We start from the raw sequence: 26,056 nt of genomic DNA, 5'->3' as shown, positions 1-26,056 counted from the left end.
AAAGGGAGCCGCGCATGATGCGCAAGCTTGTTATCGTAAGGGTGCGCCGGTCGAGGGCGGTCTGAAGGACCGCATCCCTCACTGCCGGCGCTCACGCACAGGTCCCAGTTCGGGGCCTTTTTTGTTGCCCTTGCGCTTCCCACACCACCCAGAACCAAACTCCCGAGGAGACCAGCGATGAGCGAGATGATGACCGGCGCCGAGATGGTCGTGCGCGCGCTCCGCGACCAGAATGTCGAGCATCTGTTCGGCTATCCGGGCGGGGCGGTGCTGCCCATTTATGACGCGCTGTTCCAGCAGGAGTTCGTCAAGCACATCCTTGTGCGCCACGAGCAGGGCGCGGTGCATTCCGCCGAAGGCTATGCCCGCTCGTCGGGCAAGGTCGGCGTGGTGCTCGTCACCTCCGGCCCTGGCGCCACCAACGCGGTCACGGGCCTGACCGACGCGTTGATGGACTCGATCCCGCTGGTATGCATCACCGGGCAGGTGCCGACGCATCTGATCGGCTCGGACGCCTTCCAGGAATGCGACACGGTGGGCATCACCCGCTCGTGCACAAAGCACAACTACCTCGTGAAGCGCATCGAGGATCTGCCGCGCATTCTGCATGAAGCCTTCTATGTGGCCTCGAACGGAAGGCCGGGCCCTGTCGTCATCGACATTCCGAAGGACATCCAGTTCGCGCGCGGCGTCTACAGCCGCCCCACGAGCAACCAGCACAAGACCTACCGCCCCACGGTCAAGGGCGATCTGTCGAAGATCAAGGCCGCGATCGAGCTGATGGCCAAGGCCAGGCGGCCCGTGTTCTACACGGGCGGCGGGGTCATCAATGCCGGGCCGCATGCCTCGGCGCTGCTGCGCGAACTGGTGCATCTCACGGGCTTTCCCTGCACCTCGACGCTGATGGGGCTTGGCGCCTTCCCGGCCGCCGATCGGCAATGGCTCGGCATGCTGGGCATGCACGGCACCTATGAGGCGAACCTCGCCATGCATGGCTGCGACGTGATGATCAACATCGGCGCGCGCTTCGACGACCGGATCACGGGGCGGATCGACGCCTTCTCGCCCGCATCGCGCAAGATCCATGTCGACATCGACCCCAGCTCGATCAACAAGAACGTCAAGGTCGAGATCCCGATCGTGGGCGATTGCGCCCATGTGCTCGAGGACATGGTGCGGCTCTGGCGCGAACTCAGCCCCGTGGTCGACAAGCCCGCGATGAAGAGCTGGTGGGGCCAGATCAACGAATGGCGCGGGCGCAACTCGCTCGCCTATCGCGGCTCGGACACGGTCATCAAGCCGCAATATGCCGTGCAGCGGCTCTATGAGCTCACCAAGGACAAGGATGTCTATGTCACCACAGAGGTGGGACAGCACCAGATGTGGGCCGCGCAATACTTCCACTTCCAGGAGCCGAACCGCTGGATGACCTCGGGCGGGCTCGGAACCATGGGCTACGGCCTGCCGGCCGCCATCGGCGTGCAGCTGGCCCACCCCAAGGCGCTGGTGATCGACATCGCCGGCGAGGCCTCGATCCTGATGAACATGCAGGAGATGTCCACGGCGCTGCAGTACCGTCTGCCGGTCAAGATCTTCATCCTCAACAACGAGTACATGGGCATGGTGCGCCAGTGGCAGGAGCTGCTGCATGGCGGGCGCTATTCCTCCAGCTATTCGGAGGCGCTGCCGGACTTCGTCAAGCTGGCCGAGGCCTATGGCGGCCATGGCATCCGCTGCGACGATCCCGCCAGGCTCGACGACGCGATTCGCGAGATGATCGACAGCCCCAAGGCGGTGATCTTCGACTGCGTCGTGGCGAAGGAGGAGAACTGCTTCCCCATGATCCCGTCGGGCAAGGCCCACAATGAGATGATCCTCAACGACTTCGCCGGCGACACCAGGACGGTGATCGACGCGAAGGGTCGGGAGCTGGTGTGATGCATCCCCGGCGTGATGGACGGCATCACAGCAAAGCGTGAGCTGAACGGCGGCCGACCTGACATGATGGCTGCCTTCAGCCGGAGATTCCCATGAAGCTCATCATCGGCAACAAGCTGCATTCATCGTGGTCGCTGCGGCCCTGGCTGCTGCTGAGCGACTTCGAGATCCCGTTCGACGAGGTGCTGATCCCGTTCGGCCCCACATTCGACGATCCTGACTGGAAGGCGAAGGTCAAGGCCTACAGCCCGGCCGGCAAGGTGCCGGCGCTGGTCGATGGCGAGATCAAGGTCTGGGAATCGCTCTCGATCATGGAATACGTCGCCGACAAGCACCCTGAGCGCGCCATCTGGCCGCGGGACCGGGCGGCGCGCGCCTTTGCGCGCAACATCGCGAGCGAGATGCATGCCGGCTTCCCGGCCCTGCGCAATGCCTGCCCCATGAACCTCGGCAAGCTGCATGCGCCCAGGGATCGCGGCCCGAAGGTCGCCGCGGACGTAGGCCGCATAACGGCCATCTGGAACGAGGCGCGCTCGCGCTGGGGTGCAAGGGATCCGGCCGGCGGGCCGTTCCTGTTCGGCGCGTTCTCGGCGGCGGATGCGATGTTCGCCCCCGTCGCGACGCGGCTGCGGAGCTATTCGATCAGCGTCGATCCTGTATCGGAAGCCTGGTGCGATGCGATCTACGCCCACCCGGCCTTCAACCGCTGGCGCGAGGCCGCACTGGCCGAGCCCTGGATCGTGCCCGAGGACGAGGCGGACGAGCCGGTGCTCGAGAATTATCGCCCCCATCTGGGCAAAGCCTGACCTATTGTCATTCCCGAACGGATCAACGCCATGAACGTCTCCCACTATCCCGCCGTCAACTTCGACCAGACCGTGCGCCGCCACACCCTGTCGGTCATCGTGGACAACGAGCCGGGCGTGCTCAGCCGAATCGCCGGCCTGTTCTCGGGGCGCGGCTACAATATCGAGAGTCTGACTGTCTCCGAGACCGAGGCCGAGAAGCATATCTCGCGCATCACCATCGTGACCTCGGGTTCGGAGAAGATCATCGACCAGATCAAGAACCATCTCGACCGGCTGGTGCCCGTGCACCGGGTTGTGGATCTCACCTTGCAGGGCGAATCCATCGAGCGGGAGCTGGCGCTGCTCAAGGTGGTGGGCAAGGGAGACCAGCGCATGGAGGCGCTGCGCCTCGCCACCGCCTTCGGCGCCCGCACCATCGACGCCACCGTCACCTCCTTCGTGTTCGAGCTCACAGGCGCCACGGACGACATCGAGCGCTTCATCAAGGTGCTGGCGCCGTGCGGCCTCGCGGAAGTCTCGCGCACCGGCATCGCGGCCATGGGCCGCGGCGCCGAGGTGATGTGAGGCTTCATTGGCGCTCGATCTCGACCTTGCTGCCAAGGTTTTGGCCACGCTTGGCTTTGGCCTGTTTCTCTGGCCCATGATCCAGCGCGTGCGCGGGCTGGATACCCCCCGGAAAGCCAAGGAGCGCTCGCAGCTCAGGTCGCGCGAGTGGTGGCTCGGCTTCGTGCTGATCTGCCTCGCGCTGCTGTTCCAGCGATTGGCAGCGCAGCAGGCGGGCGGTTGAGGCGATGAGCCATGATCTTCTGATGGCGCTGGTCGTCTTTGCCTTTGTCAGTTCGATCACGCCGGGGCCGAACAACATGATGCTGCTGGCTTCGGGGGTGAATTTCGGTTTTCGCCGCTCGGTGCCGCACATGCTCGGCATCGGCATCGGCTTCATGGTGCTGTTGCTCTGCGTCGGCCTTGGGCTGGGCCAACTTCTGGAGCGCTTTCCCGTCATCTATACAACGCTGAAATATGTCGGCGCGGCCTACATGCTGTGGCTGGCATGGAAGATCGCAAACAGTGGCCCGATGACTGACCAGTCGTCGCAGAACAGCGGAACACCCATGACCTTCCTCGGCGCGGCGGCGTTCCAGTGGGTCAATCCAAAGGCCTGGGTCATGGCGGTCAGCGCCATGGCGACCTATACAAGCCCCAACCAGCATCTCTTCACCGTCATTCTGGTGACGCTGATTTTCGGCGCGGTCAACATACCCTCGGTCAGCACCTGGACCGTGTTCGGCGTCGGCCTGCGCCGCTTTCTCTCCGAACCGAAACTGTGCCGTGTCTTCAACATCGCCATGGCGCTGGCGCTCGTCGCCTCGCTCTGGCCCATCGCGGCGGAGTGGCACGGATGACGAGCCCATGCGTCCGCGCGTGCTTTACGGGCGCGCGGCGCTCCACTAAAGCATCTGCACACAGCAAAGCCTGCCTTGCCTTTCATGTCCCGCCAGCCGGTCCCAGAGGACCGAATGTAACCACCGAAGGAACTGCCCATGCGCGTTTATTATGATCGTGACGCCGACCTGAACCTGATCAAGGGCAAGAAGGTCTGCATTGTCGGCTATGGCTCACAGGGCCATGCGCATGCTCTCAACCTGCGCGACTCGGGCGTGAAGGATGTGCGCATCGCGCTGAAGGCTGGATCGCCCACGCGCTCCAAGGCGGAGGCCGCCGGCTTCACCTGCATGACCCCGACCGAGGCCGCCAAATGGGCCGACCTCATGATGATGCTGACGCCGGACGAACTGCAGGCCGACATCTACCGCGACGAACTGCACGCCAACATGAAGCCGGGCGCCGCCCTGTGCTTCGCGCATGGCCTCAACGTGCACTTCAACCTGATCGAGCCGCGCAAGGACATCGACGTGTTCATGATCGCGCCCAAGGGCCCTGGCCATACGGTGCGCTCCGAGTATCAGCGTGGCGGCGGCGTGCCGACCCTGATCGCGATCCATCAGGACGCCACCGGCAACGCTCATGACCTCGGCCTATCCTACGCCTCCGCCAATGGCGGCGGGCGCGCAGGCATCATCGAGACCTCGTTCAAGGAAGAATGCGAGACCGACCTGTTCGGTGAGCAGGTCGTGCTCTGCGGCGGCCTCGTCGAACTGATCAAGGCCGGCTACGAGACCCTGACCGAAGCTGGCTACGCGCCCGAGATGGCCTATTTCGAGTGTCTGCACGAGGTGAAGCTGATCGTGGACCTGATCTACGAAGGCGGCATCGCCAACATGAACTACTCGATCTCGAACACGGCCGAATATGGCGAATACGTCACCGGCCCGCGCATCATCACGGCCGAGACCAAGGCCGAGATGAAGCGCGTGCTGACCGACATCCAGTCCGGCAAGTTCACGCGCGACTGGATGCTTGAGAACAAGGTCAACCAGACCTCGTTCAAGGCCACCCGCGCCCGCATGGCCGCCCACCCGATCGAGGAAGTCGGCGCCAGGCTGCGCGACATGATGCCCTGGATCAAGGCCAAGGCGCTGGTCGACAAGTCGAAGAACTGACAGCCGGCGGCGGCGTCTGCCACGCCTCATGCCACCATAGCGGGCGGGGCCTCACGGCGCCGCCCGTTCGTCGTGGCGGCTCTGTTCGCGGCGCCGCCGGACGAGCCGGCGCCGGTTCAGCGCTTCTTGCGCCAGATCACCAGATCGCTGAAGACATAGTTCCAGACGGCGCCCATGGCGGCGCCCGCGAGGCCGGCTATCCACCACAGCTGATCGCCCTCGAACAGCCATGTGGCGACCCCGACATTGGCGATCGCGCCCACGCTGCACACGGCATAAAAGCCAAGGAGCCCCTTGAGGAAAGCGAAGCCTGACAGCGCGCGATCCTTGTAGGTCAGCATATTGTTCAGCGTGAAGTTGGTGGTCATGGCCACCAGCGTGGCGCCCGCTTGTGCCGCCGCGAAGGGTAGGGCGGGGATCGCCAGCAGGCCGCGCAGGGCCAGAAGATGCACCACGACGCCGGAGACGCCCACCGCCGCGAAGGTGAGGAAGCGGATCGAAACGAGCCCACCCGTGGCCTTCGAGACGAGCAACCCGAGGAAATCCGCCACGACCCGGTTGTCCATCTTGGAGGCGCCGTGCAGGCGCGTGCCGAACACGAAAGGCACCTCGGCGACGCGCAGCGGCGTGGGGTGGCTGGCCGCGATGTCGAGCAGGATCTTGAAGCCCTCGCCCGAAAGTGCCGGAGCCGCAGCCTCGACCACATCACGGCGCGTGGCGAAGAAGCCGCTCATCGGATCCTTGAAGCCGAGCTTGAGGATCTTGCGGGCGAGATCGGTGGCGAGCCGGCTGCCCTTGCCGCGAATGTCCGAGAACGAGTCCGCGCTGCCGCCCTCGACATAGCGGCTGGCCACGGCGAGATCGGCTTCGCCCGAACGCACCAGCGCAAACAGGCGCGGCAGGATCGTCTCGTCATGCTGCAAATCGCCATCCATCACGGCGACGACGCCGCCATGGCCGGCCAGCATGCCTTCCACGCAGGCGCTCGACAGCCCGCGCCGGCCGATGCGCTTTATGCAGCGGATGCGCGGATCCTCGCGGCCGAGCGCGCGCGCGACATCGGCCGTGCCGTCCGGCGAGTTGTCATCGACGAAGATCGCCTCCCAGGCGATGCCGTCCAGCGCCGCGGCCAGACGCGCGGCGAGGGGGCGGATGTTACCGGCTTCATTGAAGGTCGGCACCACGACCGTGAGGTCTGGCGCCAGTGCATGGCGGGCGCTTGTCATCGCGCCATCCCATAGGGCCAGGGCAGCGGCCTGGCAAAGCCTTGCGCCGGGATCGCCACCAGCTCGATCTCGCGCAGGCCAGAGCGCCCCACCGCCAGCGGCACGGAAGACCCGAGGCTGGCGAAGCGGTCCGTCAGCGCCGCGCGCATCTGGCCTTCGCGGCGCGCCCGGACGATGATGATCGCATCGCGGCCGATGAGGCGCGACTGATCGATGATGAAGGCGAAATGGTGCGGATTGGCCGTGCCGGGCAGGACCGGAACGGCTCCGCCCAGCGCCACATCGATCCGGCCGGCATTCTGCCAGCCATCGGCGATGATGAAGCGGCCGGAAAGATCGCCCAGGCCTGCGGCCGGCAAGGCTTCGCGCAGTTGGTCCCAGCCGAATGTCTCCAGCGTGGGATCATTGCGCGGCAGGCCGGGAATGATCCGCGCCAGCCAGCCGGTGGCGGCATGGCTGGCGAGCAGCGCCAGCACTGCAACCGAGCCGATCGCGGCCATGCGGGCCCAGCGGGCCGGCTTGTCGCCCTCCGTGGCCAGCCGCGCCAGATGCAAGCCGGCGAGCGGCATGATGAAGAACCAGCCGGGCATGGCCCAGTGCGGAAGGCCGAGATTGCCGAAGGCCGGCGTCAGCGTGAACACAAGCACCGAGGGCAGCGCCAGCGCCATGAGAAGCCAGGAGCGCTCGTCGCGCGCGCTGCGCCAGGCCAGCCATGCGCCAGCCACCAGGGGCACGAACACCCAGGGCAGCAGCCATCCGGCCTGGGCCAGAAGTGAAACGGGAACCAGCCAGGGCGTGAAGCCGCCGCCCTGCGAGCGCCCCGCCTGAAAGACGAAGGAGACCCAGCCATGGGCGCCGTTCCAGACCAGCACGGGCGAGACGATGAGCAGGGCGAGGCCTGCGCCGAGCCAAGGCGCAGGATGGGCCAAAGCGCGGCGTCCGCGCGGCGTCAGGATGAGGTAAAGGCCAAGGCCAAGGGCTGCGAGCGCGGCGTGGTATTTGGCGAGGCCCGCGCCGCCGAGCGCCGCCCCGATGATGAGCCAGTCAAGCCAGGGCGACGATGCTTCATCAGGCCGCGGCAGCAGCTGGCGCGCCGCGGCCCAGCCGGCCAGCGCCAGCATGAAGACGAGCACGCCGTCGGGGACCACCCAGCTGCCGGCCGAGAGCGTGAAGAAGCCGGAAAGGTTCAGCGTCACCACGGCCCAGAAGCCTGCGGCGGGACCATAAAGACGGGCCGTCAGCGCATAGAGCAGCCAGGAGGTGGCGGCGAACAGGGCGATGAAGGGCAGGCGCACCTGCCGCCCCTCGCCCAGCAGCGCCGCGGCGCCATGGGTGATCCACTGGTGCAGGGGGGGGTGGTCGAAATAGGAGAGCGAAAGGGTCCGGGAGACGGCAAGCGTGTAGATCTCGTCCGTGCCAAGGCCGATGGCGAAGGCCATGGCGAGACGCAGAAGCAACGCCCCCGCGATCACCATCAAGGCGGCGCGGGCGGGCCTTGCCGGATTATGGCCGCCGTGAAACATCATCGCGGTCGGGTGGACCCGCGCCGCCGCCGAGTCAACTGCTCAATGCGTTGGCTTGCCCCGGCGAGCGCGAGGCTCGCCGGGGCGACGAGGCTCGCGCCCCGGTGGGGTCAGAAGCTGACCTTGTCCTTGATCGCATCCTTCGCCGTCTGGTTCACGGCCGTGCCCTGCATGCGCTGGACGAAATTGTCCCAGCTCGTGAAGCGGCCCTTTGCACGTTCGGCGAGGATCGCCTTGGCGCGGGCCTCACCGATCTGGGGCAGCTTGTCGATGTCTGCCTGCGCTGCGGTGTTGAGGTTCACGCGCTGGCCCTCGGCAGCGGGGCGCGCAGGGATTGCGGGCTGCGCTGCGGCAGGGGCCCCCGGCATGGCCGGGGTGGCGGGCGTCGCAGGCTGGGCAGTGGCAGGCGTTGCCGGTCGGGCGGGAGCCGCCGGGATTGCGGGCTGCGCGGCCGCAGGAGCCGCCGGTGCCGGCGTGGCGGGCCTGGCCGGGGCCGTGGGCTGCGCAACCTGCGCAAGAACGGGGCTGGCCGCCATCATGAGGGCGGCGAGGCTGGCGATGAGGTGGGAGGAGCGCATCGGGGTGATCCCTGAGGGATGCCGGTTGTGACAGTGCATGGTGCGGCCCGCCGGTCGTGCTCGCCCATGTGCACGGAGAATCGCACTCAGGCGAAGTCCGCGCTGGCACGATCGAGGGCGCGATCATCACCGCGCTTCAAGAGCCTGCCACGCGCACCATGTCGATTCGGGGCTGAAACGGAGGTGAACGTGGCTGGCAGCCGCCGTTCATCGAGGCTTCACCCAAACGGCATTCACCGCTGTCGGCTTCATCGGGCGAGCTGTTCTCCGAACGTGCCGAAGCCATAGAAGAACATGAAGCCCCAGACCAGCGAAGCCGACCAGTTGGCCATCTGGAACTGCAGTTGCGGCATCTTCACGATGCCGGCGACCAGCGCGATCACGGCGCGCACCGGCCCCACGAAATGGCCGAGGAAGACGCCGGGCGCGCCCCAGCGCTCGAAGAAGTCATGCCCGCGCTTGAGCAGCTCCGGGTTGTTCTTGAGCGGCCAGTAATCGCCAGCGTGTGGTCCGACCTTCTGGCCGAACCAGTAGGACACCGAGAAGCCGAGCCCAGCGCCTGCGCTGGCCGCCAGCGCGAGCGGGAGAGGGGCCAGCCCGCTGGCCCCGGCCGCTGTCGCGAAGACCGCGAAGAAGGCCGTCGCCGGTATCAGGAAGGACAACAGCGCTATGCACTCTCCGAAAGCGACGAGGAAGACGATCAGCGGCGCCCATTCAGAATGGGCCTGGGCGAACTCCGCGCCTGTCCGCATCCAGCTTTCCATCATGTCCATGACGAGTCGCCTCCAGGGGCCCCAGCCGAAGCGCCGCCTTGCGTGATCGCAACTGCTGGCATTCGCAGCACAAGTCAACCAAAGCGTGGCGACATCCTGAACGGCGACGTGTTGACAGGCCGCGCAGGCCGGTTAGCTTCGGCGCAACCAACAAGGACCCGCCCAGCGGGCCGGCGGCCGCGCGCCGCGACAGGGAGCGACCACCGCATGCACGATGGAGCGGCTGCCGCCGAAGCGGCCCGGCCCTTGCGCCTCGAGACCCCGGCGGTGTCGCTCTCGGGCATCGACATCGCCTTCAACCTTAAGGATGGCGGGCGCTATCAGGCCGTTCGCGATGTGACAATCGAGGTCGCGCCGGGCGAATTCGTCGCCGTGGTCGGTCCCACCGGCTGCGGCAAGTCCACCTTGCTCAATGCGGCGGCAGGGCTGCTGCAGCCCAGCGCCGGCAAGGTCGGCATCCTGGGCCGCGAGCTTTCGGGCATCAACCTTCAGGCCGGCTATCTTTTTCAGCTCGACGCCTTGATGCCGTGGAAGACCGCCCTCCAGAATGTCGCCGTCGCGCTCGAGCCGCAGCGCGTGCCGGCGGGGGAGGCCGAAGAGCGGGCGCGGGCCTGGCTGGCGCGCGTGGGGCTTCGCGCCTTCACCGACCGCTATCCGCACATGCTCTCGGGCGGCCAGAAGAAGCGCGTGGCGCTGGCGCAGGTGCTGATCCGGGACCCCAAGATCCTCCTCATGGACGAGCCCTTCGGGCCGCTCGATGCGCAGACGCGCCAGATCATGGGCAACCTCCTGCTCGACCTCTGGGCGCAGGACCGCAAGGCGGTGATGTTCGTCACCCATGATCTGGAGGAGGCCATCTCCCTGTCCGATCGCGTGCTGGTGATGTCGGCAGGACCCGCCGCCGGCATTATCGGCGATTACCGGGTCAACCTCGCTCGCCCGCGCGACATCGCCGACATCCGGCTGGACAGGGACTTCCACGAGATCCACCGGCAGATCTGGCAGACCCTCAAGGTCGAGGTGCAAAAGGCCTATGCAGCTGGCGAGGGGAGGGACATGGCATGACCTCGCATTCGCGCCTCAAGATCACGCTGCTGCGGGTGCTGGTGGCCATCGGCTTCCTCGCGGCCTGGCATGTGGCGACGACCACGGCGCTGTTCGCGGAGCCGAAGAAGATGCAGTTCTTCTTCTCGACGCCGATCGACGTGCTGGCCCGGACCTGGAAGCAGTTCATGGGAGGCGAGATCTGGTATCATCTGGGCATCACGCTCACCGAAACCGTGCTTGCCTTCGTCTTCGGCGCGACGGGCGGTGTGCTGTGCGGCTTCCTGTTCGCGCGGCGCGAATTGCTCGCGGCCGTGTTCGATCCCTACATCAAGGCGGCCAACGCCCTGCCCCGCGTGGTGCTGGCGCCGATCTTCGCGCTGTGGTTCGGGCTCGGCATCTGGTCCAAGGTGGCGCTCGGCTTCACGCTTGTCTTCTTCATCGTCTTCTTCGCGGTCTATCAGGGCGTGCGCGAGGTCTCCCAGACGGTGCTCGCCAATGCGCGCATGCTGGGGCTGAACGAGCGGCAGCTGATGCGCCATGTCTACTGGCCGGCGGCAATGACATGGATGTTCTCGTCGCTGCACACCTCCGTGGGCTTCGCCCTGGTGGGTGCGGTGGTGGGCGAATATCTCGGCTCGTCCGCGGGCCTCGGCTACAAGATCCACGAGGCGGAAAGCGTGTTTGACGTCACCGGCGTGTTCTCGGGCATGCTGATCCTGACCATCTTCGTCCTCGTGCTCGATACGGTCGTGACCCTCATCGAGAAACGCCTGCTGGTCTGGCGGCCGGGGCAGGCCTCAACAACCGTCAACGGTTGAAACCACAACGACAGGAGAGGAAACCACCATGATCATCGATCGCAGAACAGCCCTTGCGGGGCTCGGGCTCGCCGGGCTCGGCGCAATGCCGCTTCCAGCCCTCGCCCAGCGCGCGCCAGAGAAGAGCAAGGTCGTGCTCGGCGTCGGCGGCCGTGCGCTGCTGTATTACCTGCCGCTCGCCATCGCCGACCGGCGCGGCCTGTTCAAGGCCGAGGGCCTCGATGTCGAGATCAACGATTTCGCGGGCGGCGCCCGTTCGCTGCAGGCGCTGGTCGGCGGCTCGGTCGACGTGGTGGCGGGGGCCTATGAGCACACCATCCGCATGCAGGCCAAGGCGCAGGACATCCGCGCCGTGGTCGAGATGGGCCGCTTCCCCGGCATCGTGATCGCCGTGCGCAAGGAGCTGGCCGGCAGGGTGCGGACCGCCGCCGACTTCAAGGGCCTCAAGATCGGCGTGACTGCGCCGGGCTCATCCACCGCGCTGACGGCGCAGTATGCCATGGTGAAAGCCGGGCTGAAGCCCACCGACGCGCCCATCATCGGCATTGGCGGGGGCGCCAGCGCGGTCGCGGCCGTGGTGCAGGGGCAGGTGGACGTGATCTCCCACCTCGATCCGGTCATCGCCAAGCTCGAAGCGGATGGCCTCATCACAACGCTGATCGACACCCGCACCGAGGCCGGCAGCCGCTCGCTGTTCGGCGGCTCGAACCCGGCGGCCGTGATCTACTCGCGCCAGGACTTCATCGAGAAGAACCCCGAGACGACACAGCGCATCGTCAACGCCATCGTCAAGTCCCTGAAATGGCTCGAGACGGCCACGCCGGACCAGATCGCCGACACGGTGCCGCCCGAATATCATCTGGGGGACCGGGCTGTGTATCTGCAGGCCGTGGCCAAGCTCAAGGAAAGTTACTCGCGCGATGGCATCTCCAGCGCCGCGGGCATGCAGAGCGTGATGGACGTGCTCAAGGCGCTGGACCCCGAGTTGGCCGGCGCCACCGTCGATCTCGGCAAGACCTTCAATCCCGCCTTCGCCCGCAAGGCCGGCGCCTGAACATCCCGGCCCTCGCCTGCGCGCGGGCGCGAGCCCGGGCGCAGGCGTCGCTTGATTTCCGCACCCCGGCCGTTAACGCAAGAGGCCGCCGCGTCGCGGCAGCAGGGGCATCCTCATGAACATCCTCTCGATCCAGTCGCATGTGGCCTATGGCCATGTCGGCAATGCGTCCGCCGTGTTTCCCATGCAGCGCCTCGGCTGCGAGGTATGGCCGATCCACACGGTGCAGTTTTCCAACCACACCGGCTACGGCGCCTGGAAGGGTCGTGTCTATGACGGCGCGATGATCGACGAGATCATGAGCGGCATCGCCGATCGCGGAGTGCTGCCCTCCTGCGATGGCGTGATCTCGGGCTACATGGGCTCGTCGGACATCGGCCATGCCATCCTTTCGGCCGTGGCGCTGGTGAAGGCGGCCAACAGCAAGGCGCTCTATGCCTGCGATCCGGTGATCGGCGATGTCGGGCGCGGCGTCTTCGTGCGGCCCGGCATTCCCGAGTTCATGCGCGACCGGGCCGTCCCCATGGCGGATCTGGTGACGCCAAACCAGTTCGAGCTGGAATTCCTGACAGGCCTGCCGGTTGCGACGCTGACCGAGGCCAAGGCGGCTGTCGCGGCGCTCAGGCGGGCCGGGCCTTCAGTCGTCCTGCTCACCTCGATGGTGACCGCCGAGACGCCCGATGACGCCATCGACATGCTGGCGGCGGATGGCTCGGGCTTCTGGCGTGTGCGCACCCCGAAGCTCGGGCTCAGCGTGAACGGCGCGGGCGATGCCATCATGGCGCTGTTCTTCGTGCATTACGCGAGAACGCGCTCGGCTCCGCAGGCGCTGGGCGCCGCCGCCGCCTCGATCCACGGGCTGCTCAGGCGCACGCTGGAAGCCGGATCGCGCGAGATCGTCACCGTTGCGGCTCAGGACGAGTTCGTGAGCCCCTCGCGCCAGTTTGCGGTGGAGACGGTGTAGCGTACCGATACGCCCTCATTGCGAGCGCAGCGAAGCAATCCAGACTGCGGCGTAGAAAAGACTGCGGCGCACAAAAGACGGCGGCGTACAAAGGGCTGGATTGCTTCGCTGCGCTCGCAATGACGATGTGACTCACCCCGCACCTGCCGGCTTCCCCGTCTGCCCGCGCACGCGCAGCCAGTGCATCAGCAGCGCCGCGCCCAGAGCCGTGCCGCCGGTGAGCGCATAGGTCGGGCTCGCGGTCAGGAGCAGGAAGCCGCCGCCTCGATCCACGGGCTGCTCAGGCGCACGCTGGAAGCCGGATCGCGCGAGATCGTCACCGTTGCGGCTCAGGAAGAGTTCGTGAGCCCCTCGCGCCAGTTTGCGGTGGAGACGGTGTAGCGTACCGATACGCCGTCATTGCGAGCGCAGCGAAGCAATCCAGGCTGCGGCGCACAAAGGGCTGCGGCGTACAAAGGGCTGGATTGCTTCGCTGCGCTCGCAATGACGATGTGACTCACCCCACCCCACCCGCCGGCTCACCCGTCTGCCCGCGCACGCGCAGCCAGTGCATCAGCAGCGCCGCGCCCAGAGCCGCGCCGCCGGTGAGCGCATAGGTCGGGCTCGCGGTCAGGAGCAGGAAGCCGCCGCCTCGATCCACGGGCTGCTCAGGCGCACGCTGGAAGCCGGATCGCGCGAGATCGTCACCGTTGCGGCTCAGGAAGAGTTCGTGAGCCCCTCGCGCCAGTTTGCGGTGGAGACGGTGTAGCGTACCGATACGCCGTCATTGCGAGCGCAGCGAAGCAATCCAGGCTGCGGCGTAGAAAAGACTGCGGCGCACAAAGGGCTGGATTGCTTCGCTGCGCTCGCAATGACGATGTGACTCACCCCGCACCCGCCGGCTTCCCCGTCTGCCCGCGCACGCGCAGCCAGTGCATCAGCAGCGCCGCGCCCAGAGCCGCGCCGCCGGTGAGCGCATAGGTCGGGCTCGCCGTCAGGAGCAGGAAGCCGCCGCCTCGATCCACGGGCTGCTCAGGCGCACGCTGGAAGCCGGATCGCGCGAGATCGTCACCGTTGCGGCTCAGGACGAGTTCGTGAGCCCCTCGCGCCAGTTTGCGGTGGAGACGGTGTAGCGTACCGATACGCCGTCATTGCGAGCGCAGCGAAGCAATCCATACTGCGGCGTACAAAGGGCTGCGGCGCACAAAGGGCTGGATTGCTTCGCTGCGCTCGCAATGACGATGTGACTCACCCCGCACCCGCCGGCTCACCCGTCTGCCCGCGCAAGCGCAGCCAGTGCATCAGCAGCGCCGCGCCCAGAGCCGTGCCGCCGGTGAGCGTATAGGTCGGGCTCGCGGTCAGGAGCAGGAAGCCGCCGCCTCGATCCACGGGCTGCTCAGGCGCACGCTGGAAGCCGGATCGCGCGAGATCGTCACCGTTGCGGCTCAGGACGAGTTCGTGAGCCCCTCGCGCCAGTTTGCGGTGGAGACGGTGTAGCGTACCGATACGCCGTCATTGCGAGCGCAGCGAAGCAATCCAGACTGCGGCGTACAAAGGGCTGCGGCGCACAAAGGGCTGGATTGCTTCGCTGCGCTCGCAATGACGATGTGACTCACCCCGCACCTGCCGGCTTCCCCGTCTGCCCGCGCACGCGCAGCCAGTGCATCAGCAGCGCCGCGCCCAGAGCCGTGCCGCCGGTGAGCGCATAGGTCGGGCTCGCGGTCAGGAGCAGGAAGCCGCCGCCTCGATCCACGGGCTGCTCAGGCGCACGCTGGAAGCCGGATCGCGCGAGATCGTCACCGTTGCGGCTCAGGAAGAGTTCGTGAGCCCCTCGCGCCAGTTTGCGGTGGAGACGGTGTAGCGTACCGATACGCCGTCATTGCGAGCGCAGCGAAGCAATCCAGGCTGCGGCGCACAAAGGGCTGCGGCGTACAAAGGGCTGGATTGCTTCGCTGCGCTCGCAATGACGATGTGACTCACCCCACCCCACCCGCCGGCTCACCCGTCTGCCCGCGCACGCGCAGCCAGTGCATCAGCAGCGCCGCGCCCAGAGCCGCGCCGCCGGTGAGCGCATAGGTCGGGCTCGCGGTCAGGAGCAGGAAGCCGCCGCCTCGATCCACGGGCTGCTCAGGCGCACGCTGGAAGCCGGATCGCGCGAGATCGTCACCGTTGCGGCTCAGGAAGAGTTCGTGAGCCCCTCGCGCCAGTTTGCGGTGGAGACGGTGTAGCGTACCGATACGCCGTCATTGCGAGCGCAGCGAAGCAATCCAGGCTGCGGCGTAGAAAAGACTGCGGCGCACAAAGGGCTGGATTGCTTCGCTGCGCTCGCAATGACGATGTGACTCACCCCGCACCCGCCGGCTTCCCCGTCTGCCCGCGCACGCGCAGCCAGTGCATCAGCAGCGCCGCGCCCAGAGCCGCGCCGCCGGTGAGCGCATAGGTCGGGCTCGCCGTCAGGAGCAGGAAGCCGCCGGCCGCCGCGAGGATCCGCTCGACATGCGTGACCGGCTTCAGGATGTGCGCCGTTGCGCCGATGACAAGGCCGACGATGGCGAAGGAGGACGCCACCAGAACCGCCAGAACCCCCATCCAGTGCCCGAAGGTTTCGGGCAGCTTGCCATCCGGCGTGAGCATCAGCAGATACATTCCCTCCGGCGTCAGGCAGAACATCACCGGCACGAGGAAGGCAGGCAGGGTGTATTTCCAGGCCTGCATCATCGTGCGGAAGGGCTTGCCGCCGCAGATCGCGGACGCGGCGAAGGGTGCAAGAGCGGTGGGCGGCGACACGTCCGCGAGCACGGCATAGTAGAACATGAACATGTGCGCGGCTGGCTCGGGGATGCCGACCTTCACCAGCGCCGGCACCAGCATCACGGCTGCTATGATGTAGCTCGCCGTCACTGGCACGGCGAGCCCGAGTATCCACATGGCAATCGCGGCGAGGAAGATCACCATCAGCCGCGAGCCGCCGCCGAACTCCACGATGATGCCCGACAAGGTGAGGCCAAGCCCGGTGAGATTGACCACGCACACGATGATGCCGGCGCAGGCGCAGGTGGCGATGATGCCGAGCGTGGAGCGCGCGCCATCGGCCATGGCCTCGATCATGCGCGTGGCGTCGGGGCCAACGGGCGCGCCGCCACGGCGGGCCTGCAGCGCCTGAAAGCCCGAGAAGGCGGTGGCTGCGGCCATGGCCCAGCAGGCGCTGACCGAGCTGCGGCCATCGAACAGCTCGTGCAGACCGAGGCTGAGCGGCACGCTCGTCTGGCCGAACACCCAGGTGACGATACCGAAGCCGAGCCCCACCAGATAGGCGCGGATCGTCACGAGGCGCGAGTCCTCGCGCACCATGGAGAGCGTGAAGGCGATGGCGATCGACCAGAATACGGCCATGAAGGACGAGAATCCGAGCGCCAGAAAGACCGCGATCGCTCCCAGCGAAAGGAAGTGGTAGCCTTGGCTCTTCGTCAGCTCCCACAGCGAGGCGTCGGAGGTCTTGACGGGCTTGATGTCGAGGCGGCGCGTGTCGGCTTCTGTCATCAGCCAGCAGGACAGGTAATAGAGGATGGTCGGGATCGTCGCGTAGATCAGGACCATCAGGTAGCTGACGTCGAGATATTCGGCGATGATGAAGGCTGCGGCCCCCAGCGTGGGCGGCGAGAGCGTCGCGCCGATGCCGGCGGCGGAGAGAAGCCCTCCGCCGACATGGGCCGGATAGCCCGAGCGCTTGAGCATCGGCCAGGCCAGGGACGCCACCGTGACGGTGGTCGCGACGCCCGACCCGGAGACGGTGCCGAGCAGGAAGCCGGAGGCGACGACGGCGCGGCCGGGCGCGGCGGGCGACGGCTTCTTGCCGAACAGGGCGAAGGCCCAGTCGATGAAGAAGCGGCCCGCGCCGCCGCGGTCGAGCACCGCGCCATAGAGCGTGAACAGGATGATGAAGGTCGCCGCCACGTCCATGGGCGTCGAGAAGATGCCCTCAAGGGTCAGATAGTTCTGCCCGATGATGCGGTTGAGCGAGAAGCCACGATGGTCGAAGGGCTCGGGCATGGACGGCCCGAAATAGCAGTAGACAAGGAACAAGACCGTCACCGCCGGCAGGATCCAGCCAACGGTGCGGCGCGTCGTCTCCAGGATGAGGGCGATCAGGGCTGCGCCCAGCACGATGTCGTCAGGGCTCGGCCTTGTGGCGCGGGTCTTGATCTCCTCGGCGTAGACCGAGAGATGCACGGTGCACCAGATGGCGATGATGACGAGGAACCAGTCGAAGATCTGCTTCTGGTTCAGCCAGCGGCTGGCCGTGATGAAGGGGTAGGCCATGAAAGAGAGGCCGATCAGCACAGCGAGCCCGCCCGAGAAGGGGCTGCGCTGGAAGATGCGGCCCTCGGAGATGACGAAGGCCATCCAGCCGACGCCAAGCAGGGCGACCACCAGCTCCTCGATGGTGACGCGCCTGGGCTTTGCATCGACGCCGCCGCGCACCAGCGGATAGAGAAGGAAAATCAGCGCGAGCGTGAGCGACAGGAAGCTCGAGCGATAGAAGGTGGTGTTGACCGCGAACTGCGTCCAGTAGAGCGAGTAGGCCGCGAGGCCGAAACAGGCCGCGCCGGTGAGCCAGCCCATCCAGCCGCCGACCCGCTGGGCGGGCCCGCCTTCCGAATCGGACGAGAGCCGTTCCAGTTCTTCGGCCGTCAGCGACACTGCTTCAGGCGCGGCGGCGCCGTCTGGCGTCGCAGGCCGTGCTCCAGCCGGTGCGCTGTTGGCCATGTCTTGTCTCCCTAGCCCTACGTAATCGCCCCTTGCCGGCTTTCCGGTCCTTAACGCAGCCTTAACAGAGAAAAACCCCGACGCCATCACGCCGGGGTTTCCGTTCAACGACTTTTTGGAACCCGATGCGCAGACACCAGTCAGCGCGTCGGCGAGGCAGCCTCAGGACATGACGCCCTTGCCCTTGAAGAAGGCCTCGGCCGCGCGATGGAACGGCACGGCCGCCTTGCCGGCCGCGCCGGCCAGGGAGAGCCTTCGCGCCTCGGGATGGACCTTCTGCACCTCTTCGAGATTGTTGAAGATGCCGTTGAGCGTGGCCGTGACGAGGTCGTCCTTCATCTTGGAGCTGACCACCAGCACGTTGGCGACGCCAAGACCTGCCACTGCGGCAGCCTGTCCGGCATAGGCGTTGGCCGGCAGGTTGAAGGAGCGGTAAAGGCCGGGCCACTGGCGCTCGAGCTTGCCCAGTTCCTCGCCGGTGGGGATGAACTGCAGCGGCGGTTGGCCGGAGGTGGCGAGGTCGCGCACCGCAGCGGTGGGGATGCCGCCGATCCAGAAGAAGGCGGCGACCTTGCCATCCTTCAGCGCGCCTGCGGATTCGGCGACGCCGAGATTGTCCCGGGTGATGTCGGTCTTCGGGTTGAGGCCGGCCGCTTCAATCACGCGGTCCGCGATCGATTCCGTCGAGGAGCCGGCCGAGCCGACCGAGACGCGCTTGCCCTTGAGGCTCGCCACCGTCGGGGTGTTGCCGCCCTGGGCGCCGACGACATGCAGGAAGCTGTCATACAGCATCGCCAGGAGGCGCACGTCGAGCTTGCCGTCCTTGGCATAGGCGCCGACGCCGTTCATCGCGTCGTAGGCGCTGTCGAGCGTGGAGAAGCCGATGTCGGCGTCGCCGGCCGAGACGAGCTTGCAGTTGTCGACCGAGCCGCCGGTGACCTGGCTGGTCGCCTGCATGTTCGGCATCTTCTCGGTGAGAATCTTGGCGAGGCCGCCGCCATAGGGGTAGAACACGCCGCCAGTGCCGCCGGTGACGATGGTGAGCCGCTGCTTGGCCTGCGCAAGAGCAGGCGCGCCGATGAGCGCGGCAGCTCCGAGGCCGAGCCCGCCGGCGACCACGCCGCGGCGGGAAATCATGTCCGTCATATCAATCCTCCCAAGGATGTGCGCACCCCGTAGACCGTCAGGATGCGGGGCTGGCCGGATATCTAGTCAGGAAGGGCACCGCTGACCAGTAGGCGGCCATTGCTAAGGTGAAGAGGCGTCCCGGGAGGCTGAAGTGGGCAAGTTGGATCTGTCACCGGGCGCCGCATTCGGCGCTGGCGTCACTGGCGTATCGGCTCGACCTGGTTCGCCATCTGGACGAACTTTGCCATGATGTAGAGTCCGCCCAGCGAGAACAGGCCCATCAGCACATACTGCACCGCCGATCCCAGTTCGAAAATGCCGGCGATGGCCCAGCCAGCCGCAAAGGCGATGGCGAAGACCTCGGTGCCGATCAGTATGGCGGCGCAGGCGATGGTGGTCAGGTTGCGGGTGTTGACGGCCATGATGATGCAGGGCTCCGGCTCGATGTGCGCAAAACGCGCTTGTAGGTGCGTTCCGCTTTCGCCTAGCGTGTTCCGTGCCGGCGGGCAATCCGCCATGATCCTCCCGCCCGCCACGTGACGCTGCCTGCCGAGAGCCCCGACCCCATGCCAGAGACACCTGTGTTCTCGTCCGCCGCCGTCGCGGCGCCGCATCATCTCGCTACGGAGACGGGACGCTCCATCCTTGCGCAGGGCGGCAATGCGGTCGAGGCGATGATCGCCATGGCCGCGACAATCGCTGTGGTCTATCCGCACATGAACGGCATCGGAGGCGATGGCTTCTGGCTGGTGCGCGACGCCAGGGGCAAGGTCGTCGCCATCGAGGCGTGCGGCCCGGCCGGCGCGCTGGCCACCATCAGGCGATACCGCGAGAAGGGCCTCGACGCCATTCCGCCGCGCGGCCCCGACGCCGCCCTCACCGTTGCCGGCGCCATCGGCGGCTGGCAGGTGGCGGCGGAGCTTGCGGCCCAGCTCGGGGGCAGGCTGCCCTTGCGGCTGCTCACCGAGGACGCGGTGCGCCATGCCCGCTCCGGCGTGGCGATCTCTGCATCGGAGGCGCGCTACCGGATCAAGGACGGAGACGGTCTCTATGCCGCGCCTGGCTTCCAGAAGCTGTTCAGGACCGCAGGCAAGCCGCTCGAGGCCGGCGCGATCCGCAAGAACGAGGCGCTGGCGAACACGATCGAGCAGATCACGCGGGCGGGGCTTGATGATTTCTATCGCGGCGAGGTCGCGCGCGAGATGGCGGCGGAACTCGAGCGCATGGGTGCGCCCGTCTCGCGCGCGGACCTCGCCGCCTACAAGGCGCGGACCACCCAGCCGCTCTCGCTCAGGCTCGATGGCGTGACTGTGCATAATTTCCCGCCGCCCACCCAGGGACTGGCTGCTCTCGTCATCCTGGGCCTGATCGAGCGCCTCGATCTCAAGCGCTGCGATTCCTTCGAGCACATCCACGCTCTGGTGGAGGCCTCGAAGCGGGCGCTTGGCCTGCGCAACCGCGTCATCACCGACCCCGCGCGCATGGCCGCAGACCCGGCCTCCTTCCTCGCTCCGTCCTGGCTCGACCGGGAGGCTGCGAAGATCGACATGAAGCGCGCCGCCGAATGGCCGCTCAAGGCCGGCGATGGCGACACGATCTGGATGGGCGCGATCGACCGCGACGGCAATTCGGTCTCCTACATCCAGTCGGTCTACTGGGAGTATGGCTCGGGCTGCGTGCTGGAGAAGACCGGCGTGACCTGGCAGAACCGGGGCGTGTCCTTCTCGCTCGATCCCGCCGCGCTCAATGCGCTTTTGCCTGGCGCCAAGCCCTTCCACACGCTCAACCCGCCCATGGCCGTGTTCGATGATGGCCGGGTCGTTTCCTATGGCTGCATGGGCGGCGATGGCCAGCCGCAGTTCCAGGCGCAGGTCTTCTCGCGCTACCGCATGGGGATGGGCGTGGCGGATGCGGTCGACGCGCCGCGCTTCCTGTTCGGCAAGACCTGGGGCGCCAACTCCACGACGCTCAAGATCGAGAACCGCTTCGATCATGTCGTGGTGGCCAGGCTCGCAGCCGCCGGCCACGCGCTGGAGGAGTGGGGCGTGCCCCATGACGACCAGTTCGGTCATGCGGGCCTGCTGGTCAGGCACCCGGCCGGCCATGTCGAAGCCACACACGATCCGCGCTCTGATGGCGACGCCAAGGGGCTGTGACGCGCGGCGCCCCGCTGTGGACAAACAAGGAATGGACCGGACCGATGCGTGACGACAGCCTCCGCTGCTGGGTGCCCTATCCCGATGCGCCCGTGCCCCATGCGCCAGAAGGGCCGCTCGGCGGCCTGACGCTCGCCGTCAAGGACCTGTTCGACGTGAGGGGCTACCCCACCGGCGCAGGCTCGCCCCACATGCTGGCCATGTCGGGCATCCGCAAGGTGAACGCGCCGCTGGTCAACCTCATGCTGAAGGCCGGCGCGCGCTTCGCCGGCAAGACGGTGACGGACGAACTGGCCTTCTCGCTCAACGGCAAGAACGCGCATTTCGGCTCGCCGGTGAATGCGGCGGCGCCGGAGCGGATCACCGGCGGCTCCTCCTCCGGCTCGGCCTCGGCGGTGTCGGGCGGGCTGGTGGATGTGGCGCTGGGCACCGACACGGGCGGGTCGGTGCGGGCGCCGGCCAGCTATTGCGGGCTGTTCGGGATTCGGCCAACCCATGGGCGGGTGACGCTCAAGGGTTGCTGGCCGCTGGCCGACAGCTTCGACACGCCCGGCTATTTCACCCGCGATGGCGAGACCTTCACGCGTGTCGCGGAGGTCTTCCTGGGCAAGGACCGGGCGCCGCTGCCCGAGGTGCCGCGCCTGCTGCTGGCCGAGGACATGTTCGCGCTGGCCGTGCCAGAGGCCGAGGCGATCCTGCGCGATGCGGCGCGGCGCGTGACGCTGCGCATGGGCGACGCCGAGCCTGTCATGCTCGCGAAGGACATCGATGCGCTCTACTGGGCCTTTCGCTGGCTGCAGGGCCGCGAGGCCTGGGCGGCGGATGGCGCGATGATCGAGCGCTTCAACCCGCCGCTCGGCCCGGGCGTGGTGGAGCGTTTCGCTTTCGCGCGCACCGTCACCGACGAGCAGGTGGCGCAGGGCGAAAAGGCGAGGGCCGCGTTCCGCCGGCAGGTCAAGCGGCTGCTCGGCCGCGATGGCGTGGTGCTGATGCCGACCGTGCCCGACATCGCGCCGCTTTGCTCGACCGGGGAGGGCGAACTCGATGATTTCCGCAACCGCGCGCTGCGGCTCCTGTGCCCATCGGGCCTGACCGGCTTTCCGCAGATCTCGATCCCGGTTGCGCGCCGCGATGGCGCTCCGCTCGGCCTCTCAATCCTCGGCCCGCCGGGGAGCGATCTCTCGCTTGCAAGGCTCGCCGCCCGGCTCGAGGCGGCGGCGCTCATCCGCATCGCTTGAGGCCGTGAAATGGTCCGTGAAATGGGCCGTGACAGGACGAAAGGCATAAGCTAGGCCTGAGGAACATGGCGCACGATCATCATCATCACGATCATCACGATCATTCGCATCTGTCGTCCGCCGAGGCGCGGGTGAAGGCGCTCGAGACAATTCTCGTCGCCAAGGGCCTGGTCGATCCGGCCGCGCTCGACGCGATCATCGACACATACGAGACCAGGATCGGCCCACGCAACGGGGCGCGGGTCGTGGCGCTGGCCTGGGCCGATCCCGCCTATGCCGCCCGGCTTCGGTCGGACGCCACCGCCGCCATTGCGGAAATGGGCTATTCAGGCCGGCAGGGCGAGCACATGGTCGCCGTGTTCAACGATGTGCAGACGCACCATATGGTCGTTTGCACCCTTTGCTCTTGCTATCCTTGGGCGGTCCTGGGCCTGCCCCCGGTCTGGTACAAATCCGCGCCATACCGATCGCGGGCCGTGCTTGATCCGCGCGGCGTCCTCGCCGAGTTCGGGGTCGCTCTGCCGGCATCCATGCGCATCCGTGTCTGGGATTCGACAGCCGAGACCCGCTATCTCGTCATCCCGCAGCGCCCGGAAGGAACCGACGGCTGGAGCCAGGAGCGGCTCGCCGGGCTGGTGACGCGCGATTCGATGATCGGAACCGGGCTGGCAATGGCGCCTGGGGAGCGCAGTGCATGAACGGCGCGCAGGATCTCGGCGGCCAGATGGGCTTCGGGCCCATCAGGCCAGAATCGGACGAGCCGATCTTCCATGCCGCCTGGGAGAAGCGCGCGCTTGCGATCACGCTGGCCGCCGGCGCCATGGGCCACTGGTCGATCGATGAAGGCCGCCATGCGCGCGAGAGCCTGCACCCTGCCGATTATCTCTCGTCGAGCTATTACGAGATCTGGACCAAGGCGCTTGCGGCGCTGCTCGCGCGCCATGGCTTCGTGACGCCTGATGAGGTGGCGGCGGGGCATGCCCTCTCGCCCGCTCCCGCGCCCCGCCGCGTCCTCAGCGCCGAGGCCGTGCCGGCCGTGCTGGCCAGGGGCGGTCCCACGGACAGGGCCAAGGCCGGCGCGCCCCGGTTCAGGCCGGGCGATCGCGTCCGCACCATCGTGATCAACCCTGCCGGGCATACGCGCCTGCCGCGCTACGCGAGGGGCAAGGTCGGCGTGATCGAGTTGCTTCACGGCGCGCATGTCTTTCCGGACAGCAATGCCCATGGCATGGGCGAGCAACCCGACTGGCTCTACACCGTGGCCTTCGCGGCCAGCGAGCTGTGGGGACGGGATGCCGACCCGGCCTCGGTCGTCAGCATCGACGCCTGGGAGGGCTATCTTGAGCCGGCCTGATCTCATGGAAGCCCTGGCGCCGGTCGCGCCTCTGCCGTGCGATGCGGCCGGGCCGGTCTTTGCCGAGCCTTGGCAGGCGCAGGCCTTCGCCATGGTGATCGCGCTGCATGAGCGCGGCCTGTTCACATGGGAGGAATGGGCTGCCGCGCTCTCGCATGAGGTGGCGGCGCATGGCATGGCCGATGACGGGTCGCGCTATTACGAATTCTGGCTTGAGGCGTTGGAGCGCATCGCCATCGCCAAGGGCGCCTCCAGCCATGAGGGCATCGATGCGCTGGCGGCTGCATGGGCGCGGGCCGCGGAGGCGACGCCGCATGGTGCGCCCATCACGCTCGCGAACGATCCCGAGACGGCCTTCGCGCTCTAGCCAGCGCTTGCCGACCAATAGCCCGAGACCAGGACGAGGCCCAAGGCTGCGACGAAGGCGGCCGCGAGGCATTCAAGGACCCGGATGACCAGAGCGGCGCGCTGGCCGCGGCCCGCTGCGAGGCGCAAGGCGACGTGCTTGGCGGCCACGGCCGCCAGGGCGATCGCACCCGTGGTCATCGCCGTGCCGAGCGCCATGGCGAAGGTCGCGGCGACGCCCGCCCAGAGCAGGCCTTGCGACAGGGCGAAGACGAGGATGATGATGGCGCCTGCGCAGGGGCGGATGCCCGCCGCGAGGATGACGCCCGCCACCTCGCGCAAGGGCCGGGCCGTCCCTGCGCCAAGCGCCAGCGATTCGGCATGCGAGCAACCCGGCGCGCAGGCTGACGGCTCGCCACGCGCGGCACCGACCAGTTCGCCCGCCTTGCGCCAGAGTATGACGAGGCCGAGCGCTGCGACCGCCGCGAAGCTCGCCATCTCGAACCAGTGTGTGGCGGCGTTCACGGCGCGGCCCGTGGCCTTGAGCAGCAGGCTGAAGACGAGCACCACGCCAATGGCGACAAGCGCCTGCATGAGAGCGGCGGCGAGGCTGAGGCTGAAGCCGCGCAGGGCGGCGGAGCGGTCATCGGCAACGATGTAGGCGGAGATGACCGCCTTGCCATGGCCGGGTCCGGCCGCATGGACGACGCCGTAGAGAAAGCCCAGACCCAGCAGCGTCGGCGTCGCCGCAGCGCTCTCGGCGATGGCCTTCAAGGCCGCCGTCATCTGGCGATAGAAGGCCGACTGCCAGTCCATGATGAGCGCGCCAAGGCCGGTGGCCGAGGGGGCCGCCTCGCGCGGGCCGACGCCGAAGGGATTGCGTGGCGGCGGAGGTGGCGGCGCGCCGGCGGACAGCCAGAGCGCCACGAGCCCGAAGCCCGCCGCCATGATGGCGAGAGCCGCCAGCGCCACGAGGATCTGGCTGGAGAGGCCGGCCTGCGCCGCCCTCCCGGAGGGCATCACGGACATGCGACCATGACCCGGTTGATGAAGCTCGCGCCAAGGTTCGCTCCGCCCAGTGAGGCGAAGTTGTCCTCCGACAGACGCTGCTGCTGCGCGGTGTCCAGCGGCCGGGGGCGCGTAACGGTGCGCGCGCAGCCCTGAGGCGCGCCGGGGGTCTTCACGGCGTCGTCGCCATCGGCCAGCGCGAAGGACACGAACCAGGTCGGGTCATAGATCTCGAGCGTGAACATGCGCGGATTGGACGGCGCCTTGAGCGGCAGTGTGAAGACCAGCGTGAGCTGGGCCTTTTCATAGCTCAGGGCATGGTCGACGGGCTGGGCAAAATCCTGCTTCGCGCCGCTCGCCTTGGCGAAGGTGAAGAAATCGAACTCGTGCAGCGATTCCACGTTGATCTGCGCAAGCTCCTGCAACTCGTCGGCGGAGAGCTTGCCGTCATTGTTCTTGTCGAGCCCCTGCACGGCAAAGGACGAATAGGCCTCATCGAAGGTCCAGACATGGCGCACTGCGCTGACCCGGCCTTCGGCGTTGTAGACCACATCTGATTTGACGCTGACCCAGACATGGGGATGCGCAGAGGCGGGCGCGGCCCACGCGGCGGCGACAAGCGCGCAGGCGCCGATGATGCGGCGCGCCGCGCGGCGGGGCCTGCCTGCGGGCAGGAGTTTGCGGGCTGGCCGATGCTTGGCGTGTGTCATCGCGAGTGCATGCTTCATGGCTGGGAGAAGGCGGGAACGACGCTGACGATTTATGGTTAACGAAGAGTGAACTGCCATGA

24 protein-coding genes and 6 pseudogenes are annotated in these 26,056 nt (G+C 67.4%); 21 read left to right on the top strand and 9 right to left on the bottom strand.

The window, feature by feature from the left end; genetic code table 11:
* The first annotated feature begins 177 nt into the window (after nt 1-177).
* From HEQ16_16280 to ilvC, 6 genes are all read left to right on the top strand, one after another.
* A complete protein-coding gene (locus tag HEQ16_16280) occupies nt 178-1,938 on the top strand; it encodes an acetolactate synthase 3 large subunit (GenBank protein MCO4055568.1) in 1,761 nt (586 codons plus the stop codon).
* Nucleotides 1,939-2,024: 86 nt separating this feature from the next.
* On the top strand, nt 2,025-2,744 hold the full coding sequence (locus HEQ16_16275; protein ID MCO4055567.1) for a glutathione S-transferase family protein: 720 nt from the start codon (nt 2,025-2,027) through the stop codon (nt 2,742-2,744).
* Nucleotides 2,745-2,765: 21 nt separating this feature from the next.
* Nucleotides 2,766-3,311, top strand: coding sequence for an acetolactate synthase small subunit (ilvN, locus tag HEQ16_16270; GenBank protein ID MCO4055566.1), 546 nt, complete (start codon nt 2,766-2,768; stop codon nt 3,309-3,311).
* A gap of 7 nt (nt 3,312-3,318) precedes the next feature.
* Nucleotides 3,319-3,534, top strand: a complete 216-nt coding sequence (locus HEQ16_16265) for a hypothetical protein (protein MCO4055565.1) — start codon at nt 3,319-3,321, stop codon at nt 3,532-3,534.
* A 4-nt stretch (nt 3,535-3,538) separates the two neighbouring features.
* Nucleotides 3,539-4,150 carry a LysE family translocator gene (locus HEQ16_16260; GenBank protein ID MCO4055564.1) on the top strand — a complete coding sequence of 204 codons (612 nt, stop codon included), beginning with the start codon at nt 3,539-3,541 and terminating at the stop codon, nt 4,148-4,150.
* Between the two features lie 138 nt (nt 4,151-4,288).
* Nucleotides 4,289-5,308 (top strand): ketol-acid reductoisomerase, encoded by a 1,020-nt coding sequence (ilvC, locus tag HEQ16_16255; protein MCO4055563.1) that lies wholly within the window; start codon nt 4,289-4,291, stop codon nt 5,306-5,308.
* A 116-nt stretch (nt 5,309-5,424) separates the two neighbouring features.
* Here the strand turns inward: ilvC and HEQ16_16250 are convergent, their stop codons facing one another.
* From HEQ16_16250 to HEQ16_16235, 4 genes are all read right to left on the bottom strand, one after another.
* Complete coding sequence (locus tag HEQ16_16250) at nt 5,425-6,534, bottom strand: glycosyltransferase family 2 protein (protein MCO4055562.1); 1,110 nt, start codon at nt 6,532-6,534, stop codon at nt 5,425-5,427.
* Entirely contained in the window at nt 6,531-8,060 is a 1,530-nt protein-coding gene (locus HEQ16_16245; protein ID MCO4055561.1) for a glycosyltransferase family 39 protein, read from the bottom strand. Before HEQ16_16245 ends, HEQ16_16250 begins: the two co-directional genes overlap by 4 nt.
* Before the next feature lie 107 nt (nt 8,061-8,167).
* Nucleotides 8,168-8,635: a DNA-binding protein gene (locus HEQ16_16240; protein MCO4055560.1), complete on the bottom strand. Its 468-nt coding sequence runs from the start codon at nt 8,633-8,635 to the stop codon at nt 8,168-8,170.
* A 248-nt stretch (nt 8,636-8,883) separates the two neighbouring features.
* The gene (locus HEQ16_16235; GenBank protein MCO4055559.1) at nt 8,884-9,402 is read right to left on the bottom strand and encodes a DedA family protein; all 519 of its coding nucleotides are present in this window, start codon (nt 9,400-9,402) and stop codon (nt 8,884-8,886) included.
* A 213-nt stretch (nt 9,403-9,615) separates the two neighbouring features.
* Between HEQ16_16235 and HEQ16_16230 the strand changes: the two genes are divergently transcribed.
* The 10 genes and pseudogenes from HEQ16_16230 (at nt 9,616) to HEQ16_16185 (ending at nt 15,498) form a co-directional block, all read left to right on the top strand.
* Complete coding sequence (locus tag HEQ16_16230; GenBank protein MCO4055558.1) at nt 9,616-10,473, top strand: ABC transporter ATP-binding protein; 858 nt, start codon at nt 9,616-9,618, stop codon at nt 10,471-10,473.
* The gene (locus tag HEQ16_16225) at nt 10,470-11,273 is read left to right on the top strand and encodes an ABC transporter permease (GenBank protein MCO4055557.1); all 804 of its coding nucleotides are present in this window, start codon (nt 10,470-10,472) and stop codon (nt 11,271-11,273) included. Before HEQ16_16230 ends, HEQ16_16225 begins: the two co-directional genes overlap by 4 nt.
* 28 nt (nt 11,274-11,301) lie before the next feature.
* The gene (locus tag HEQ16_16220) at nt 11,302-12,327 is read left to right on the top strand and encodes an ABC transporter substrate-binding protein (protein ID MCO4055556.1); all 1,026 of its coding nucleotides are present in this window, start codon (nt 11,302-11,304) and stop codon (nt 12,325-12,327) included.
* A gap of 115 nt (nt 12,328-12,442) precedes the next feature.
* The gene (pdxY, locus tag HEQ16_16215; GenBank protein ID MCO4055555.1) at nt 12,443-13,291 is read left to right on the top strand and encodes a pyridoxal kinase PdxY; all 849 of its coding nucleotides are present in this window, start codon (nt 12,443-12,445) and stop codon (nt 13,289-13,291) included.
* Between the two features lie 255 nt (nt 13,292-13,546).
* Nucleotides 13,547-13,672: pseudogene (locus tag HEQ16_16210) on the top strand (pyridoxal kinase).
* A 241-nt stretch (nt 13,673-13,913) separates the two neighbouring features.
* A pseudogene (locus HEQ16_16205) lies at nt 13,914-14,039 on the top strand (pyridoxal kinase).
* Between the two features lie 238 nt (nt 14,040-14,277).
* Nucleotides 14,278-14,403: pseudogene (locus HEQ16_16200) on the top strand (pyridoxal kinase).
* A gap of 238 nt (nt 14,404-14,641) precedes the next feature.
* Nucleotides 14,642-14,767: pseudogene (locus tag HEQ16_16195) on the top strand (pyridoxal kinase).
* A gap of 238 nt (nt 14,768-15,005) precedes the next feature.
* Nucleotides 15,006-15,131: pseudogene (locus tag HEQ16_16190) on the top strand (pyridoxal kinase).
* Nucleotides 15,132-15,372: 241 nt separating this feature from the next.
* Nucleotides 15,373-15,498 (top strand): annotated as a pseudogene (locus HEQ16_16185) (pyridoxal kinase).
* A 115-nt stretch (nt 15,499-15,613) separates the two neighbouring features.
* Here the strand turns inward: HEQ16_16185 and HEQ16_16180 are convergent.
* The 3 genes from HEQ16_16180 to HEQ16_16170 form a co-directional block, all read right to left on the bottom strand.
* Nucleotides 15,614-18,037, bottom strand: coding sequence for a TRAP transporter fused permease subunit (locus tag HEQ16_16180; GenBank protein ID MCO4055554.1), 2,424 nt, complete (start codon nt 18,035-18,037; stop codon nt 15,614-15,616).
* A 162-nt stretch (nt 18,038-18,199) separates the two neighbouring features.
* Nucleotides 18,200-19,183, bottom strand: a complete 984-nt coding sequence (locus HEQ16_16175; GenBank protein MCO4055553.1) for a TAXI family TRAP transporter solute-binding subunit — start codon at nt 19,181-19,183, stop codon at nt 18,200-18,202.
* A 179-nt stretch (nt 19,184-19,362) separates the two neighbouring features.
* On the bottom strand, nt 19,363-19,587 hold the full coding sequence (locus tag HEQ16_16170; protein ID MCO4055552.1) for a hypothetical protein: 225 nt from the start codon (nt 19,585-19,587) through the stop codon (nt 19,363-19,365).
* 144 nt (nt 19,588-19,731) lie between these two features.
* Here HEQ16_16170 and HEQ16_16165 point away from each other — a divergent pair, with 144 nt between their 5' ends.
* The 5 genes from HEQ16_16165 (at nt 19,732) to HEQ16_16145 (ending at nt 24,280) form a co-directional block, all read left to right on the top strand.
* Entirely contained in the window at nt 19,732-21,321 is a 1,590-nt protein-coding gene (locus HEQ16_16165; GenBank protein MCO4055551.1) for a gamma-glutamyltransferase, read from the top strand.
* 44 nt (nt 21,322-21,365) lie between these two features.
* Nucleotides 21,366-22,559, top strand: coding sequence for an amidase (locus HEQ16_16160; protein ID MCO4055550.1), 1,194 nt, complete (start codon nt 21,366-21,368; stop codon nt 22,557-22,559).
* A gap of 65 nt (nt 22,560-22,624) precedes the next feature.
* Complete coding sequence (gene nthA / locus HEQ16_16155; GenBank protein ID MCO4055549.1) at nt 22,625-23,257, top strand: nitrile hydratase subunit alpha; 633 nt, start codon at nt 22,625-22,627, stop codon at nt 23,255-23,257.
* The gene (gene nthB / locus HEQ16_16150) at nt 23,254-23,913 is read left to right on the top strand and encodes a nitrile hydratase subunit beta (protein ID MCO4055548.1); all 660 of its coding nucleotides are present in this window, start codon (nt 23,254-23,256) and stop codon (nt 23,911-23,913) included. The genes nthA and nthB overlap by 4 nt, the downstream gene beginning before the upstream one ends.
* A gap of 4 nt (nt 23,914-23,917) precedes the next feature.
* On the top strand, nt 23,918-24,280 hold the full coding sequence (locus HEQ16_16145; GenBank protein MCO4055547.1) for a nitrile hydratase accessory protein: 363 nt from the start codon (nt 23,918-23,920) through the stop codon (nt 24,278-24,280).
* On the opposite strand, the gene HEQ16_16140 is transcribed toward HEQ16_16145, so the two are convergent.
* Nucleotides 24,277-25,287, bottom strand: a complete 1,011-nt coding sequence (locus HEQ16_16140; GenBank protein ID MCO4055546.1) for a nickel transporter — start codon at nt 25,285-25,287, stop codon at nt 24,277-24,279. The genes HEQ16_16145 and HEQ16_16140 overlap by 4 nt on opposite strands.
* Nucleotides 25,278-25,976, bottom strand: coding sequence for a DUF1007 family protein (locus HEQ16_16135; protein ID MCO4055545.1), 699 nt, complete (start codon nt 25,974-25,976; stop codon nt 25,278-25,280). Before HEQ16_16135 ends, HEQ16_16140 begins: the two co-directional genes overlap by 10 nt.
* Between the last annotated feature and the right edge of the window lie 80 nt (nt 25,977-26,056).

Source organism: Bosea sp. (in: a-proteobacteria) (genome assembly GCA_023910605.1).
Classification (GTDB): domain Bacteria; phylum Pseudomonadota; class Alphaproteobacteria; order Rhizobiales; family Beijerinckiaceae; genus Allobosea.
The sequence above is the reverse complement of the archived record's forward strand: the minus strand, read 5'-3'. Positions and strand labels throughout refer to the sequence as shown.